This is a genomic window from Marinobacter sp. DS40M6 (assembly GCF_028581595.1).
GTDB lineage: Bacteria > Pseudomonadota > Gammaproteobacteria > Pseudomonadales > Oleiphilaceae > Marinobacter > Marinobacter salarius.
Genome location: NZ_JAFCAE010000002.1, coordinates 479,664 through 495,714 on the forward strand (window position 1 = coordinate 479,664; position 16,051 = coordinate 495,714).

Annotated in this window: 10 protein-coding genes; 5 read left to right on the forward strand and 5 right to left on the reverse strand. The window is 56.6% G+C overall.

Annotated elements, in window-relative coordinates; translation table 11 throughout:
- Window positions 1-22 precede the first annotated feature (22 nt).
- From acs to JJO78_RS06300, 3 genes are all read right to left on the reverse strand, one after another.
- Complete coding sequence (acs, locus tag JJO78_RS06290) at window positions 23-1,969, reverse strand: acetate--CoA ligase (RefSeq protein WP_075195963.1); 1,947 nt, start codon at window positions 1,967-1,969, stop codon at window positions 23-25.
- 301 nt (window positions 1,970-2,270) lie between these two features.
- The gene (locus tag JJO78_RS06295; RefSeq protein WP_075195964.1) at window positions 2,271-3,809 is read right to left on the reverse strand and encodes a fatty acyl-CoA reductase; all 1,539 of its coding nucleotides are present in this window, start codon (window positions 3,807-3,809) and stop codon (window positions 2,271-2,273) included.
- Between the two features lie 225 nt (window positions 3,810-4,034).
- On the reverse strand, window positions 4,035-5,348 hold the full coding sequence (locus JJO78_RS06300) for a MinD/ParA family ATP-binding protein (RefSeq protein ID WP_075195965.1): 1,314 nt from the start codon (window positions 5,346-5,348) through the stop codon (window positions 4,035-4,037).
- Window positions 5,349-5,667: 319 nt separating this feature from the next.
- Here JJO78_RS06300 and JJO78_RS06305 point away from each other — a divergent pair, with 319 nt between their 5' ends.
- From JJO78_RS06305 to JJO78_RS06320, 4 genes are all read left to right on the forward strand, one after another.
- Window positions 5,668-7,644 carry an HDOD domain-containing protein gene (locus JJO78_RS06305; RefSeq protein ID WP_075195966.1) on the forward strand — a complete coding sequence of 659 codons (1,977 nt, stop codon included), beginning with the start codon at window positions 5,668-5,670 and terminating at the stop codon, window positions 7,642-7,644.
- Window positions 7,645-7,667: 23 nt separating this feature from the next.
- Entirely contained in the window at window positions 7,668-9,842 is a 2,175-nt protein-coding gene (locus tag JJO78_RS06310; protein ID WP_075195967.1) for an EAL domain-containing response regulator, read from the forward strand.
- A 239-nt stretch (window positions 9,843-10,081) separates the two neighbouring features.
- On the forward strand, window positions 10,082-10,735 hold the full coding sequence (locus JJO78_RS06315) for a class I SAM-dependent methyltransferase (RefSeq protein WP_007152042.1): 654 nt from the start codon (window positions 10,082-10,084) through the stop codon (window positions 10,733-10,735).
- A gap of 49 nt (window positions 10,736-10,784) precedes the next feature.
- Entirely contained in the window at window positions 10,785-11,792 is a 1,008-nt protein-coding gene (locus JJO78_RS06320) for a DUF2156 domain-containing protein (RefSeq protein WP_036204254.1), read from the forward strand.
- Here the strand turns inward: JJO78_RS06320 and murI are convergent.
- Together murI and nudC are read right to left on the reverse strand one after the other, a co-directional pair.
- Window positions 11,770-12,621 carry a glutamate racemase gene (gene murI / locus JJO78_RS06325; RefSeq protein ID WP_075195968.1) on the reverse strand — a complete coding sequence of 284 codons (852 nt, stop codon included), beginning with the start codon at window positions 12,619-12,621 and terminating at the stop codon, window positions 11,770-11,772. The genes JJO78_RS06320 and murI overlap by 23 nt on opposite strands.
- A complete protein-coding gene (gene nudC / locus JJO78_RS06330; protein WP_075195969.1) occupies window positions 12,618-13,439 on the reverse strand; it encodes an NAD(+) diphosphatase in 822 nt (273 codons plus the stop codon). Before nudC ends, murI begins: the two co-directional genes overlap by 4 nt.
- 142 nt (window positions 13,440-13,581) lie before the next feature.
- Between nudC and plsB the strand changes: the two genes are divergently transcribed.
- A complete protein-coding gene (gene plsB / locus JJO78_RS06335) occupies window positions 13,582-16,050 on the forward strand; it encodes a glycerol-3-phosphate 1-O-acyltransferase PlsB (RefSeq protein WP_036204246.1) in 2,469 nt (822 codons plus the stop codon).
- Window position 16,051 lies beyond the last annotated feature (1 nt).

The following is a 16,051-nucleotide window of genomic DNA, read 5'->3' on the forward strand; positions in this document are numbered from 1 at the left end:
ACAGCCTGATAGCAAGCAGGCCTTACTTGTTCGCACGACCGCTTATCAGGTCATCCACCACGCCCGGGTCCGCCAGAGTGGAGGTGTCGCCCAGCTGATCGTGCTCATTGGATGCGATTTTACGCAAAATACGACGCATAATCTTGCCAGAACGAGTCTTGGGCAGTCCAGGCGCCCACTGAATTACGTCCGGAGACGCAATCGGCCCGATTTCCTTGCGCACCCACTGGACCAGTTCCTTCTTCAACTCGTCGCTGGGTTCCTCGCCATGAACCAGGGTTACATAGACATAAATGCCCTGCCCCTTGATTTCGTGGGGGTAACCAACCACAGCTGCTTCGGCAACCTTGTTGTGGGCTACCAGGGCGCTCTCAACCTCAGCGGTCCCCAGGCGGTGGCCGGACACGTTCAGAACATCGTCCACCCGGCCGGTGATCCAGTAGTAGCCGTCTTCATCACGACGGGCACCGTCGCCAGTAAAGTACATTCCCTTGTAGGTACTGAAGTAGGTTTGCTTGAAGCGCTCATGATCACCGTAGATGGTGCGCATCTGGCCAGGCCAGCTGTCCAGGATCACCAGGTTGCCCTCAGTCTTGCCTTCCAGGATATTGCCGTCATTATCCACCAGTGCCGGCTTGACGCCGAAGAACGGCACAGTCGCGGAACCCGGTTTCAGATCGATGGCGCCCGGCAGCGGCGAAATCAGGATGCCGCCAGTTTCCGTCTGCCACCAGGTGTCCACAATCGGGCACTTGCTGTTACCGATTACGCGATGGTACCACTCCCAGGCTTCCGGGTTGATCGGCTCACCCACCGAACCCAGCAGGCGCAAACTGTCGCGGGTGGTGCCGTTCATGCAGGACTCACCTTCGGCCATCAAGGCACGGATGGCGGTAGGTGCGGTGTACAGGATATTGACCTTGTGCTTGTCCACCACCTGACCCATACGGGAGGTATCCGGGTAGTTGGGTACACCTTCAAACAGGACGGTGACAGCACCATTGGCAAGCGGGCCGTACAGAATGTAGCTGTGACCGGTGACCCAGCCAAAGTCCGCCGTACACCAGTAGACGTCGCCATCGTGGTAATCGAAGACGTATTCGTGGGTCATGGAGGTAAAGACCATGTAGCCACCGGTGGTATGCAATACGCCTTTCGGGGCGCCAGTGGAGCCGGAGGTGTACAGCATGAACAGCGGATCTTCGGCGTTCATGGGTTCTGCAGGGCAATCCGTGGACGCGCCCTTCATCAGCTCCTCGTAACTCTCGTCACGACCGCCTTTCCAGGGCACATCACCGCCGGTACGCTTGACCACGATAACCTTGTCCACCTCTGCGCCGGCTTCCTTACTCAACGCAGCGTCGACGTTTTTCTTGAGAGGAATCTTGCGGCCGCCGCGGACACCTTCATCAGCCGTTACCACGAATCGGGATTTACCATTCGCAATCCGGGCACCCAGTGCTTCCGGAGAAAACCCGCCGAAGACAACAGAATGGATAGCGCCGATGCGGGCACAGGCCAGCATGGCAACACCCGTTTCAACAATCATGGGCATGTAGATAGTGACAACATCGCCCTTCTTGACGCCCTGATCTTTCAGAACGTTCGCGAACTTACAGGTTTCTTCGTACAGTTCGCGGTAGGTCACGTTGCGGGAATCGGCCGGGTCGTCGCCCTCGAAAATGATGGCTGTCTGATCACCGCGCTTTTCCAGGTGACGGTCCAGGCAGTTAGCGGCGGCGTTCAGTTGGCCGTCTTCAAACCATTTGATGGATAGGTTGTCGTAGTCGTAGGTGGTATTTTTCACCTTCGAGAAGGGCTTGATCCAGTCCAGTCGCTTGCCGTGTTCAGCCCAGAAGGTCTCCGGGTCATTCACCGACTGTTGGTACATCTTCTCGTACTGATCCCGGTTTAGCAGGGCCCGTTTGGCCACGTCCGGACTTACCGGATAAACCTGTTTATCAGTCATTGTGCTCCCCCTTATTAGTCAGAGTCTGTTGTCATTATCGGTTATTTAATAAAGAGCGTGACGGGCAAAAAAGCCCTGAAGACGGATACCCATAGTTCAACACGCGTGCCAGTGAACAATGAATTAGACTAACGTCCCAATCCGCCAGCACTTTTAGCTAGAATGACGGTCTCACGAGGGGTGACCCTATGTTCTGGAGCCTGCCCTAAAGGATAGACCCGCCAGCGGAAACAACAAGTGAGGTTCCGCCCCCCCGGGAACCGGGGGGGACGGGTAGAAAGGACAGCCGACTGACCGGGTGTCAGGCGGCTTTCTTGCGGGTCTGGGCAGCCCGCAGGCTGTACAGCTTCCTCTCCTTGAGAGCGTAACGGTTAAGACCTCCGAGGTGGATCTTGCACAGGTACAGCTGCCAGTCGATCTGGCGTGCATCCACCGGGAACAGGACACGATCCAGTTCACCCATGCGGGAAGCCAGGGCCATCAGCGAATCGTTACGGAAGATGTAATCCGGTGCCGTGTAGAAACCAAAGATGGTGGCGAGTGAACGCGTGGTATCGAGGTTTTTGAGAACCTTTAGCTCACGGTTCTGGCCAGCCAGCCTCAGTGCCTTGCCAGCGATGGACAACGGCACGCGCATCCCGCCAACCACAACATCAAACAGCTTGCGGTTGACCGCCACAAACGGTTTCGTGGGCCGTCGATAGAACAACTGGTCATACGCTGCATAGTTGGACTTGGCTTCGGCCATCAGGTAGTCAATGAACGTGCCCAGCGAAATTGGGTTTGAACCGCCACTGCAGCATTGATAGATGCGGCGATGCCCAGGCTCGGAAATGGCTTCAGCCAGGGACAGGATAATGCTGTTGGCCACTAGGTCCACCGGAATCACGTCGATAATACCGCTGCGTTTGCCGGGAAACAGGGAGACCTTCTCACGGGCGTAGGCAAGTATGATCGCATCCGCCACCTTCACACCTTCAATCCATCCCGGCGAGGGTTCTTCCAGTGCACTTTCAATGATGGAAGGGCGAACAATTGTGAGTGAGCGCCCGGAAAGGGCTTTCATCAGGAGTTGCTCACCCAGCCATTTGGTAAACGTGTAGGTGTCGCTCCAGCCGTAGTTGTTGGCCTCGCGAATACCCAGGTCCACGAGCTTTTTCTCAAGCACTTTGCCGGAGTATCGGGCCTTCACGTCGGAGATCTTGTCCTGCAGAAGGTGTACAAGCTCTTCCGTTTCATAGTATCCGTCGGTGCTGCGGGGGATAGACTCTCCCGCCGGCTTGATAACGGACTCCGTGATCTGACCGGAATTTTTTCCGTTGACGTAGCAGGTGGATACCTGGATGACCGCCATAGTGCTGTTGAGCTCCGCCAGAGCGGCAACGTTCTTGAGGCAAAGGGTATTGATCTTCAGCGCCTTATCGAGCTCCTCCCGGAAATTTACGCTGGCTGCGGAATTGATAAACGCATCGACCTGCCCGGCAAGAGCACGGAACCGCTCCTGCGTAAGCCCAAAACGGGGTTCAGTCACTTCGCCGGTGATGCAATGAACGCGTTCCTCAAGAAAGCTTTCGAACGCCTCGTTGTCATCGTGCCTAAGGCGTTCGAACACGGAAGAACTCGCGATCTCATTGAGGAATCGTTCCCGCGCTGCCGGATGCCTTTTGTTACCGCGGATAAGCAGATGGATCCCGCCAATATCCGGCACCGTGCGAATCAGTTTTTCCAGTACCACCTTACCAAGAAACCCGGTGGTGCCGGTGATCAACACGTGTTTACCACGTAGTTGCTCAAGAACACCGGACGCTGACGCTCCATTCTGTTGCTGCTGTGTTGCCATGACGAGAACTCCTTCTCAAATTCACTGTGTAGCCATCAAATGCAGTGGGTTTTACTGCATTTTGCGGGCCACGATTCCGGGAATAAGGCTGATTTTTGCACAGACCGAATGACAGTGCGGTGACATAGAGCAAAGTTACGCTACAAATTGCATCAATAAAATGACCATAAAATAAGGTGACTAAATGCAAAAAAAAGGAATGGAGAGAAACCGGATAAAAGGTGCTCAGGAACCGTTCTTGTCGGTGTCCGCCAGCGAGCGTAGAAGCTGATCCAGGGAGATATTGGACGGCTGCTCCTTAAGCGCCCGAATCAACCGGCTTTGTTCACCAAAACTGATACGGTCGTAGTACGGCTCCCGCTCTGGCTTATTTACTATTGCTTCCGCCTTACGGGGAACTGCCGCAGGGTCAACTTCTGCAGCGAGATGGCGAAGATGAGTCGCCATATGTTCTCGTTGTTCCTTTTCCAGTTTGTCCCAATTGAGAGAGGCTAAACCGGTCTGGATAATCTCGATGGCATCTGCATCCATTTTGCGCCCTAACAGTGCAAAAAGCCCCTGAAACGCGTCATAACGCAGCAGCGGCTTGTCACTGCTGTCAGCCAGTATTTCGCCGAGTTCTGCAGTCAGCCGCTTGCATTCCTGGGCCGGGTCTTTTGGCGTTTTTGCCTGGCCACCGCCGGACGCAGGCGCCGTATCCGCTGAACCGGACGACACCCGGTGCCAATACGCCGCAATCCCCGCCTTTCGCGGCGGCAGCTGGCGCAGCCGCACGTTCAGCATGTCAGCCAATGTTCGGAATTGACGGCTGGACGGATCAGAAGCCGGCAACAGTGCCACAGGGCGTTGATTCATCACTGACTGGCGCAAGGTTTCGTCACGCCAGATCGCACCCAGGTAATGCAACTGCAACCCCAGGTGCCGAACTGCAGCAGCATCAAGGCGCTGAAACACGGATCGAGCCTGACTTGCACCCTGGGCCATGTTCACCAACACGCTCGGCGTCCTTCGGTAGCCACGGCGAATCAGAAGTTTTATCAGGGAGAAGGCATCGGTCAGCGATGCAGGGTCTGGCGTGACCACGACGCAGGCCAGTTCCGCCGCCGCAATCATGTGCATGCCGGTCTTCTGCAAACCGGAGGCCGTGTCTGTGATCACGTAGTCGTAGTTTTTCTCCAGCCTCGACAAAGCCTTGAGAACACGCAGGCTTTCTTCAGCGGCCATATCCACACATTGTTCAACTCCCGAGGCGCCGGGAATGATGTGCAAACCCCACTCCGCTTCCATAATCACGTCGCGGAGAGAGCACTCACCGGCCATTACGTTGGCCAGGGTGCGCTCCGGATACCGGCCCAGCATGATACTGACATTAGCCAGATCCGTGTCACCATCCAGCAACAATACTCTGTAACCCTCTCGCGCAAGGGTCAGGGAAAGGTTCAGTGCCACCGATGTTTTTCCGACGCCACCTTTGCCACCGGTTATGGCCAGTGTTCTGGGTTGCTTCGGAATGTGCCTGGAAGTGCGGGAATCGGTCATGAATGCTTAATAGGCGCTGTCTTGTCCATCGACTGACACGTGATCCGGGTAAAATTTGAGTACTGTGTCAAAGTGTAACCCGGACGGAGTTCTAACTGTAGACAAAAAGAGACGGGTTGAATGCCCGATCATGGACGGTTTTGCGACATTTAACCTGTAAAAAGTTTACACACATCACAACACGGGTAATACTCTGCTTAAAAAAGGACCAATAACTGTTTAATAAATGCAGGTTATTGACTAAGCTCCATCGGGTTAATGTTTATGAACAAGTCGTCAGATACTAACGAAATATCTGGCGCGTTACACAGGCAGGCCTATGCAGATTGCCCCTGACATACAGCTACCGAGTCTCCCGGAGGTTACCCTTCGGGCGCTTGAGGCCTGCCATCAGGATGAAAACTATCGCCGAATAAGTGACATTGTGTCTGCCGACACCGCTCTGGTCACTCGCGTTCTCGCCCTCGCCAACTCGGCACTGTACGGCCCCACCTCGCAAATACGTTCCATTGACCAGGCCCTGCTCCGGCTGGGAACCCGACGTTTTCACACCCTGGTTCTGACTGCTGCATTGCGCCAGATTCTTTACGAACTCGGGGCAGACCAGTGGCAACAGCTGCGGGACTTCTGGCGCCATTCACTGACCACCGCCCTGACGGCCAGGGCTCTGGCAACACTGACCCGCTACCCCGAACCCGACCAGGCGTTCATGCTGGGTATGTTGCACAACGTAGGCGAGCTGATCGCACTGAAAACACCGCCTGGAGAAACCCAGCAATACTACTTTGACCACCAGTCCGATATTGCTGCCGAACTGGTCAATTCATGGGGGCTGGGCCCCATGGCGGTTGACGCTATGCGCTATCAGCAGGCCATGCCAGCGGAAATACAGGATGCTGGGCACCTGGTCAAACTGATCAGTCTGGCAACGCGCCTGGCACTCTCGGACGCGGCGGGCATTGCGGCGGCGGGGACCATTTTTGGGCTCAATGAAGAGCTCACGCGAGAGATCAACCGCAGGATCGACCAGGAAGTGAGCGGCGTGGCCGAGTCACTGGGCATTCCGCTATCGGAAGACTACGACGCCCACCATTCCAACCACAAACTCAAACAGACCATACTGAAACAGGCCATGGCCAGCCAGGCGTTGGAACTGTCGCCGATTCGCGGCAGTGCCCAGGAGAGTCTGGCCGCAACCGTCACCAGCCTGACACTGATCACCGGCCTGCCGGCACTGTATTTTGGCCAGGCCGGAGACGGGCTGACACTGCTATCCGCCAGCAACGGCGATACTCCTGACCTTACAGTTGCCAGCGGGCCGGCCACCAGCGTGTTGACCGAGGCCTACAGCAGCGGCACCGCCCTGTGTCTTGGTGACCGCACAACGACTGTGCTGGACCGCCAGCTGCTTTCTCTCTTGAAAACCCCTTCTCTGGTGGCTATTCCCGTTCGGGGGGAAGATCAATGTGCTGGCGTCTTTGTCGTCGGTACCGACCATGACAGTTCCGGTCAGACAGAAGAAATCGGTCGCCTGTTCAGCGCCAAACTGTCTGACGCCGTCACTGCCACGCTAGCCAATAGTGGTACCCAGGACAGTATGGAGTCGGAACTGGCCCGACAGGCCATTCGTCGCCAGGTCCATGAGGTGAGCAACCCGCTGACCATCATCCGGCAATATATCTATCAGCTACGGAACCGGCTGGATGATGACGAAGTACAGGAAGAGCTGGACGTCATACGTGACGAACTTGATCGCGCGGGGGATCTCCTGTTGCAGATCAGCAGGGGTCCGGGCCATGATGCAGCAAACCCGACCGGCGTCTGCAATCTTAATGACGAACTGAGAATTCTGCGGGACTTGCTGGAAGACAGCCTGTTCAGCGGCGACGACATGGCGCTGGAGCTTGACCTTTGCGCGGACCCCACCGATGTTACCGTGCCCGGTGCTGTCATCCGGCAGGTGGTTATCAACCTGGTCCGTAATGCGGCAGAATGCCTTGTTGACGGTGGCGAAGTGGCTATTCACACACAGGCACCAGTCTGGCAGAGCGGAAAAACCTGGGTGGAACTGGAAGTGGCGGACACCGGTAATGGAATTCCCGACGAGGTCCGAAAACACTTGTTTTCACCGGTTCAATCCACCAAGGGCAAGGGCCATAGCGGCCTGGGTCTGAGCGTGGTCAAACAGTTGATTGATGACATGGAGGGCATCATTAGTTGCCGCACGGGGCGCGGAGGGACAGCATTCCGAATTCTGTTTCCCGCGGCGGCAAATAAAAAAAACGATGAAAAATGACGAAGAAACGACGGGCTACTGACATGAAACCTGCGAGCACCGAGTGGACTTACGGCGACGACGGAAAGGCGCGCATCCTGGTCGTCGACGATGATCCGAGACTGCTTTCCGGCCTTGCTTCACTGCTCAGAAGCAAGGGGTACGAGGTCACCGAAGCGGAAGGTGGGCGCATGGCCTGTCGCATCCTTGAGACCGAATCGTTCGACCTGGCAATGCTGGATCTTCGCATGCCCGATGTGGACGGATTCGGTGTGATGGAACGCCTGTCATCGGAACAACCAGAATGTGGCGTGATTGTCGTGAGCGGTGAAAGCTCGTTCAGCGCCGTCAGCCGTGCCCTGCGCCGGGGGGCACTGGACTATATCCGCAAACCGTTCGACCCGGAAGAACTGCTGGCAACGGTCGACGGCGTGCTCGGCAAGCGTTCTCTGCTTCGCGCCCACGAGCACATACGAATGCGCCTGGAAAAGTCCGAGGAACTGCATCGCTACATCGTCAACAGCTCACCCGATATCGTTTTCATGCTCGATGGCGACGGGCATTTCTGTTTTGTGAACAGCAAGATTGAGAGCCTGCTTGGCTACCAACCCGCTGAGCTGTGCGGGCGTCACTTTCGCCACATCCTGGATGACCGGGACATCGCCCGGGGAACCTATGCTCTGAAAGGCCCGAATATCAGCGCCGACAATCCCCGGACACTGGAAGTTCGGCTCAAGACCCGAGGCAGCCGCAAAGCCACCCGACACTTTGAAATTACCGCGTTTCCGATTGACCCGGAAACCTGGCCCCACACCAATCACGATGACGGCAAATACAATGGTCGCGAGGCCCGCTACTACGGCACTGCTCGCGATGTGACCGAGCGTAAGGAAGCGGAAGCCTTTATCAACTTCCAGGCCTACCACGACTTGTTGACCCGACTGCCAAACCGCGCCCTGTTCAAGGACCGGCTCGACCTGGCCATCACCCACGCGCGCCGCAGTGAGCAGAAGCTGGCGGTGATGTTCCTGGACCTTGATCGCTTCAAGGTTATCAACGACACGCTGGGACATGCCATGGGCGATCGCCTGTTGCAGGCTGTCACACAGCGACTGGAACGGTGTCTGCGCAAAGGGGATACCCTGTCACGCTTCGGTGGCGATGAATTCACTCTGCTGTTGCCGTCGATCCACGGTTACGAGGACGCAAGACAGATTTCAAAGAAGTTGATCAAGGCCTTGCGCGCGCCTTTCCAACTGGGCGAACACGAAGTTTTCGTAGGTGTGAGCATTGGCATTGCCACCTACCCGGAAGCCGGCGAATCCATGGATCAACTGATCCAGAACGCCGACATTGCCATGTATCACGTCAAAGCACGGGGCAAGGATGGCTATCGCTTCTACTCGGAGAGCATGAGCATTGACACGGCCAACCGCCTGAGCCTGGAAAGAGACCTTAGGATGGCACTGGAGCGCGATGAGTTGCGGGTGTTCTATCAGCCGCAAGTCTGTTCCTCGAGCAATCGCGTGGTGGGTTTGGAAGCGCTGGTGCGCTGGCAACATCCGGAAAGGGGATTGCTCTATCCACGGGACTTCCTGCCGCTGGCGGAAGAAACCAAACTCATTGCCAAACTCAGTGAATGCGTACTCGACCAGGCCTGCCATGATGTCGGCCAGTGGATTCGAGAAGGACACAGCGACCTGCGACTGGCCGTAAACCTGTCCCCGGTCCAGGTGGAGCACCCAAGGTTTGTAGAGACCCTGATGGCTCAACTCCAGGCCCACGGCTTCCCGCCCCAAAACCTGGAAATCGAGATCACTGAAAACGTGATCATGAACGATCTTGAGCAGATCAGTCAGAAACTCCGGGAATTAGCGTCATTGGGCGTCAGAATTGCCATTGATGATTTCGGCACCGGCTACTCCTCCCTGAATTACATTCACCGGCTGCCCATTCACACCCTGAAAGTGGATCAGTCCTTCGTCAAAGCCATTCGCAGAGGCGAAGATGGTGCGTGTATTGTAAACGCCATTGTCGCCATGGCCCATGGACTGAAACTTCAGATCGTGGCGGAGGGTGTGGAAACGGACGAACAGCTCACCTACCTCAAAAGCCTGGGATGCCACCAGGTTCAGGGATTCTTCTACGGCCCGGCGCGGCCTGCAGACGTCATCGGCAAAACCCTCGGACATACCCCGGCGCGCGCCGTCGCTTTCTAACCTACCGCATTATCGATACTCCATTGTCGGACAGTCAGATCTAAAATGTTGATCTGGTTTGCAAAGTGTTGCTGTTCGTTACGTTATGTATCTGGAAATGCGCGGTACTGCACATAATTCCCCCACCGGCTTCTCTAAGCTCAAATCCATCAGGCGCTTCCTTCAATTCACCTGACGGTGAATCAACAATCACAAGAAGAATGGAAGCATCCCCAGGATATGGACAGGCAGAAGTCACCATGCGCGATAAATACAAATACATTGGCCCGGTATACGATTTTCTGAGCAACCTCTACAGCGGCAAGAACATCCATCGCTGCAAGACTGCCATGCTCGATGTGGAAACCGTCAAGCCCGGCGCCCGCATCCTGTTTGCAGGCGTGGGCCATGGCCGTGACGCGATCCGTGCCGCAGAGTTGGGCGCGGACGTGACCGTGGTGGACCTCTCCGAGACCATGCTGCGCAAGTTTGCCGAAGCCCAGGAAAAAGAGGCGCCGCACCTGACCATCCGCCGCATTCACAGCGACATCATGAAGGTCGATGAGTTCGAACAGTACGACATGGTGGTCGCCAACTTTTTCCTCAACGTGTTTGACGAAGACATGATGGTGCGGGTGCTGGAGCATCTGATCCGTCTGGGCAAGGCCGACGCCAGGGTGGTTGTGGGTGACTTCTGCTACCCCACCGGCAACATTGTGGCCCGCCTGTTCAAGAAGATGTACTGGTACATGGCCGTCTTCATCTTCTGGCTGTTCGCCAACAATGCCTTCCACAAGATTTACAACTACCCCGAACACATGCAGCGCCTTGGCCTGCACGTTACCGAGAAAAAGCATTTCAAGCTGCTGAACATGAACTGTTACTGGTCGATCCTGGGACGGAAACAGGTGTAGACACGAGGCCTCACGCCGGATTTAAAACAATAAACGGGGGAGTTTCACAATGTCAGACCAGATCCTTTCACTCGATGGCGTACGCTCTCTGGACGAAGGTGTATTTACCTTTCCGGAGCGCATCAGTTACCTCAAGAAGTACGGCACCCATTCCCAGTCGTTCTCGACGTTGCAACCTGAGATGCAGTATTTCGATGTGCCCGGCGTTGGCTACCTGGCGTATATGCGCAAATGGGGCGGCACGTTCGTGCTCTCCGATCCTGTCACCGCACCGGAACACTTTGAGGTGATCCTGGAACAGTTTCACCAACGCTTCCCTTCCGCCTGCTACATCCAGGTATCCAAACCTGTCGTGGACTACCTCTACCGCCGCTTTGGCCTGTTTGGCACCCAGTTTGGCAGCGAATCCCGTATCAACCTGAAAAACTGGTCGCTCAGCGGGAAGAAGAAACAGATCCTGCGCACGGCCCTCAACCAGGCGGAAAAAAACGGCATTACCGTGAAGGAGCGCTTCAGCGATGACCACACCCGCGAAATTTCCGATGCCTGGATTCGCACCCGTAAATGCAAGAGCAAGGAGATCCGTTTCCTGATACGTCCCATGGAGATGGAGTACCGGGAGAACGAACGCCATTTCTACGCGTACCAGGATGGCAAGGCCGTGGGCTTTATCTACTTCGACCCCATCTACCGCAATAACGAGATCATCAGTTACGTGCCCAACATCTCAAGGGCCAACGCGGATTTCCGCCAGGGTATTTTCTACACCCTGATGGCCCATGCCATGGATGTGTTCAAGGCCGAAGGCGTGCCCTATCTGGACCTGGGTTTAATTCCGCTATCCCTGGACCCGGCTACCGAGCACCAGGAAAGCCGACTGCTCAAGCGCATCATGCACGGCCTGTATGAGAAGGGGAACTTCCTTTACAACTTCAAGGGCCTGGAATTTACCAAGTCACGATTCCGTGGCGACAACTTTAAAACCTACTGTTGCCACCGCCGATCCTTACCGGCACTGGAGTTCCTGGCCATGTTCAAGCTGACCCGCTTGCTATAGCACCGACTACCGACGAGGACCAGTTACCACGGATGTCGTTGGTGGCCAGGCTGAGCCCATCCAGGAACTCCCCGATACCTCGTGGGATGTCCCCGGAAAACAGGGCGGCATCAACCACATCCCCATCGCTGTTGAGGGCCATAAGACTTTTCACTTCCAGCCCCTGCTGTTCGAATAACCAGGCCGCTCGGCGGGCGATGGCCTCTCCGGAATCCACCCAGTGTTTTACGGTCGGCAACTGGCTCTGCAGCAGATCCTTTATCAGCGGGTAATGAGTGCAGCCCAGAACCACAGTGTCCACACCCACGTCCCGGAATGGTTGCAATGCCACGGACAAGGCCTGTTCGGGGACTGGCGAACCGGACACCAGATTTTCGATCCATTGCACCAAGTCCGGATGCCCCAGCCGTTCCACCGTGCAATCACTGGCAAACTCGTCAATCAGGTCGGCAAGGTAGGGCCGACGAACAGTGGCGGGGGTGGCCAGCAGACCAATACGGCGGTTTTCAGACACCGCCGCCGCAGGCTTTACCGCCGGCACCACGCCGATCACCGGTATCGGTGTCATGGTCCGAAGATGCGGCAATACCACAGTGCTCGCAGTGTTGCACGCCACCACAATGACATCACAGGGAAATTCCGACAGCGCCAGCCGGATCAGTGTCTGGCTGCGCTCAATGACCACCGCTTCCGGCTGGGCGCCGTAAGGAAAGCCAGCGTTATCAGCCAGGTACACCAACTTCACCCCCGGCAATTGTTGATGGATACAAGCAGCAACGCTCAATCCGCCAACGCCTGAATCAAAGACCAGCACTCTTGGCGCAGTCACGACGATGCCCCCTGCCCTTTAATTTCCCGCACCATGGCCTGGATCAGGCCGCCAGAGATGGTGGTCACCGGCGGCACAGGTGGCATATCGCCCGGCAGAAACCAGTCCGCTTCCGCAATTTCGTCTTCCTGCAGCACCAGCTCGCCCCCGGCGTAGTCTGCAAAAAAGCCCAGCATTAACTGATGGGGAAACGGCCATGGCTGAGAGGAGTGGTAGCGAACCCCACTAACCTCAAGGCCGGTTTCCTCTTTCACTTCCCGGGCAACCGCCGCTTCAATGGTTTCACCCGGCTCCACAAAGCCCGCAATCAGGCTGAAATAATGACGCTTTGTCCGCGATGACCGGGCCAGCAACATGCGTTCACCACGGCGGATAACCACAATTACGCAGGGCGCCAGCCTGGGATACCAGGGAATGCCGCAGGGCTTGCACCACTTGGCCCTTTCCAACGGGTGCAGCTCTGTCAATTCACCACAGCGGCCGCAGAAGCGGTGATCCCGCCACCACTGATGCACCTGGAACGCGGTGCCCAGCATTTCCGCGGGAGCATCCTCCATCAGCAGCAGCGCTTCCCGAAGCGTCACCCGTTCTGTAGACCCCGCCAGTCTGGCCGCGTCGGCTTCGGCTACGTAGACAGGCTTGCCGTCCATCTGGCCAACATACACCGGCCCGATATCACCGTGCGTACTAGGGGCAATCATCCGCCAAGGCTTCAGCCAGCCAACGTCGGGCTTCAGCACCGCATCACCGTCGATGGCCAACACAAGATCGTCATCGTCGGGCCCTTTCGAAGACCAGCCGGGAGTCCATAACGCCATAATCCGTGTCCAGAAGCTATTATGTGGGTAGAGCTGGAAATGTATCACAGCGGCACAACACAACAGAACGACCGCATGGCTTTCCGCACTGCACGCAACCAAGTAAACTTACCGCCTGTTTTGTGAACCGGAGCGACCGTTTATGCGTTTTTTCCTGGGCCTTCGCAGCCTGATCCTGACCCTTTTCCGCAAAATCCTGTTTTTGTGGGTCCGGACGGATGTGAGCGGCAACAGCGTGGAAGCCCTGGGAGTAGACCCGGAAAAACCGGTTTGCTACGTACTGCAGTACAGCTCGCTGTCCAGCCGATTGGTCCTGGAACAGGAGGTGCTGCGAGCTGGCCTGCCTGGTGCCGAGTCGTCCCTGCCGGTCAAGAACGGTCCGAACCACTCCTTCTTTTTTCTCTACCGTCGGATTGGTGGTCTTTTCCGTCGTCGCCAGACGCCCGTTCCCACCGGTGAGTTCCGGGCGCTGGTTCGCCATGGCCTGGAACACCCTGAGCAGGATGTTCAGATCGTCCCTGTGTCGCTGTTCTGGGGGCGCTCCCCGGACAAGGAAAAATCGCTGGTCAAACTGCTGCTGTCCGACACCTGGTCCGTGGCTGGACGTTTGCAGAAATTCCTGATCATCATGGTGCATGGGCGTAGCACTTACGTGCAGTTCAATCAGCCCCTGTCCCTGAAGCAGGTGATTGACGAATACCGCCATAGCGAGGAACGCGCCAACCGTAAGCTCGCCCGCATTCTCCGTACCCATTTCCGCAGGGTGCGCCAAGCCGTGCTCGGCCCGGACCTGTCTCACCGCCGCACCTTGGTGGGTGGACTGGTGCGGACCCAGGCGGTCAAGGAAGCCATCCGGGAAACTGCCCGAAAGGATGACATCCCCCCGGAAAAGGTGCGCGCCAAGGCGTACAAATATGCGGACGAGATCGCTGCCAGCATGTCCATCGTGACCATACGCTTCCTGGAAGTGGTGCTGTCTTGGCTGTGGAATCGTATCTACAACGGCATCGCTATCAACAACATCCGCGTTGCCAAGGAAGAAGCCCAGGACAATGCCGTGGTGTATGTTCCCTGCCATCGCTCCCATATTGATTACCTGCTGCTGTCCTACGTGCTCTATAAGAACGGGCTGATGCCCCCGCACATTGCCGCCGGCATCAACCTGAACATGCCTATTGTTGGCCCCATCCTGCGACGCGGCGGCGCGTTCTTCATGCGTCGGAGCTTCCGTGACAACCCGCTCTACGCCACCGTGTTCAACGAATACATGCACGTGATGTTCTCCCGCGGCTATTCCGTTGAGTACTTCGTGGAGGGCGGGCGCAGCCGCACGGGCCGCATGCTCCAGCCTCGGCCCGGCATGCTGTCCATGACCGTCCGCAGCTTTCTGCGAGACCATCGCAAGCCCATCGTGTTCGTCCCGGTATACATTGGTTACGAGAAGGTGATGGAAGGCCGTTCTTACCTCGGTGAACTACGGGGCAAGAAAAAACAGAAAGAGAGCGTGTTCGCGATTGCCAAGACCGTTCGCAAGTTGAGCAACTCGTTTGGCCAGGTCGCTGTAAACTTCGGTGAAGCCATTCCCCTTGCTGAGGTATTGAACGAAGTCGAACCAAGCTGGCGGGAAGAAGCCTACGATTCCGAATACCGGCCAAAATGGCTCAATCAGGCGGTGTCTGAACTGTCCAATCGTGTTGCGTCCAGCATTAACGCATCTGTCGCCGTCAATCCCATTGGCATGACTGCAACGGTTTTGCTGGGCACCGATCGCCTGGCTATGGATGAAGGCCAGTTGATTCGCCTGATGGACCAGTATGCCGACCTGCTGAAAGCCTTTCCCTACGCCGACACCATCACGCTGCCGGAAGGCAGTGGCAAGGATTGGGTCGACTACTGCGAAAACATGGGCCTGATCACGCGCCAGCCCCAGAAACTGGGTGACATCATCGCGCTGGAAGGCAGCAACGCGATCCTGATGACCTATTACCGCAACAATATCCAGCATCTGTTTGCCCTGCCGTCTCTGATCGCGAGCCTGTTTGAGAACAAGAACTCCCTGCGCCGGGACAAAATTGAGTTCCTGGCCAGCGTGGCGTACCCCTATCTGAAATCCGAACTGTTCCTCAAATACGACGCCGAGGAGATTGACGGGGTCATCAACCAATGGATCGACGTTCTATTGGAGAAAGGGTTGCTGTTCGAAGAAGAGGAAGACAGGATCAGCCGCCCTGAGGAAGGCACCGATGCCATGCTGCGCCTGCGGGTGCTGTCACGGTTCATCATCCAGACCCTAGAACGCTATCACATTGCCATCGGCATCCTGCGCAAATACGGATCGGGTAAGATTACCGCCGGCGAACTGGAAGAGCAGAGCACGCTTCTGGCCGAACGTATGTCCATCCTGTTCGGCCTCAATGCGCCGGAGTTCTTCGACAAGACCCTGTTCCGTAACTTCATCGCCAACATGCAGCACAATGGCGTTATCACCACCGATGACGACGGACTGTTGTGCTACACCGACGGCCTGGATGAAGTAGCGGAAGACGCACGGTTGGTGCTAAGTGTGGAAAAACGCCAGGCCATTCAGCAGGTGACCATGCTTGGGGCCTGAA

Excerpts from the sequence above, each read along its gene's own strand:
- JJO78_RS06300 (WP_075195965.1), bottom strand. The coding sequence starts at position 5,348 with ATGACCGATTCCCGCACTTCCAGGCACATTCCGAAGCAACCCAGAACA.
- JJO78_RS06295 (WP_075195964.1), bottom strand. The coding sequence starts at position 3,809 with ATGGCAACACAGCAGCAACAGAATGGAGCGTCAGCGTCCGGTGTTCTT.
- JJO78_RS06315 (WP_007152042.1), top strand. The coding sequence starts at position 10,082 with ATGCGCGATAAATACAAATACATTGGCCCGGTATACGATTTTCTGAGC.
- plsB (WP_036204246.1), top strand. The coding sequence starts at position 13,582 with ATGCGTTTTTTCCTGGGCCTTCGCAGCCTGATCCTGACCCTTTTCCGC.
- acs (WP_075195963.1), bottom strand. The coding sequence starts at position 1,969 with ATGACTGATAAACAGGTTTATCCGGTAAGTCCGGACGTGGCCAAACGG.
- nudC (WP_075195969.1), bottom strand. The coding sequence starts at position 13,439 with ATGGCGTTATGGACTCCCGGCTGGTCTTCGAAAGGGCCCGACGATGAC.
- JJO78_RS06305 (WP_075195966.1), top strand. The coding sequence starts at position 5,668 with ATGCAGATTGCCCCTGACATACAGCTACCGAGTCTCCCGGAGGTTACC.
- JJO78_RS06320 (WP_036204254.1), top strand. The coding sequence starts at position 10,785 with ATGTCAGACCAGATCCTTTCACTCGATGGCGTACGCTCTCTGGACGAA.
- JJO78_RS06310 (WP_075195967.1), top strand. The coding sequence starts at position 7,668 with ATGAAACCTGCGAGCACCGAGTGGACTTACGGCGACGACGGAAAGGCG.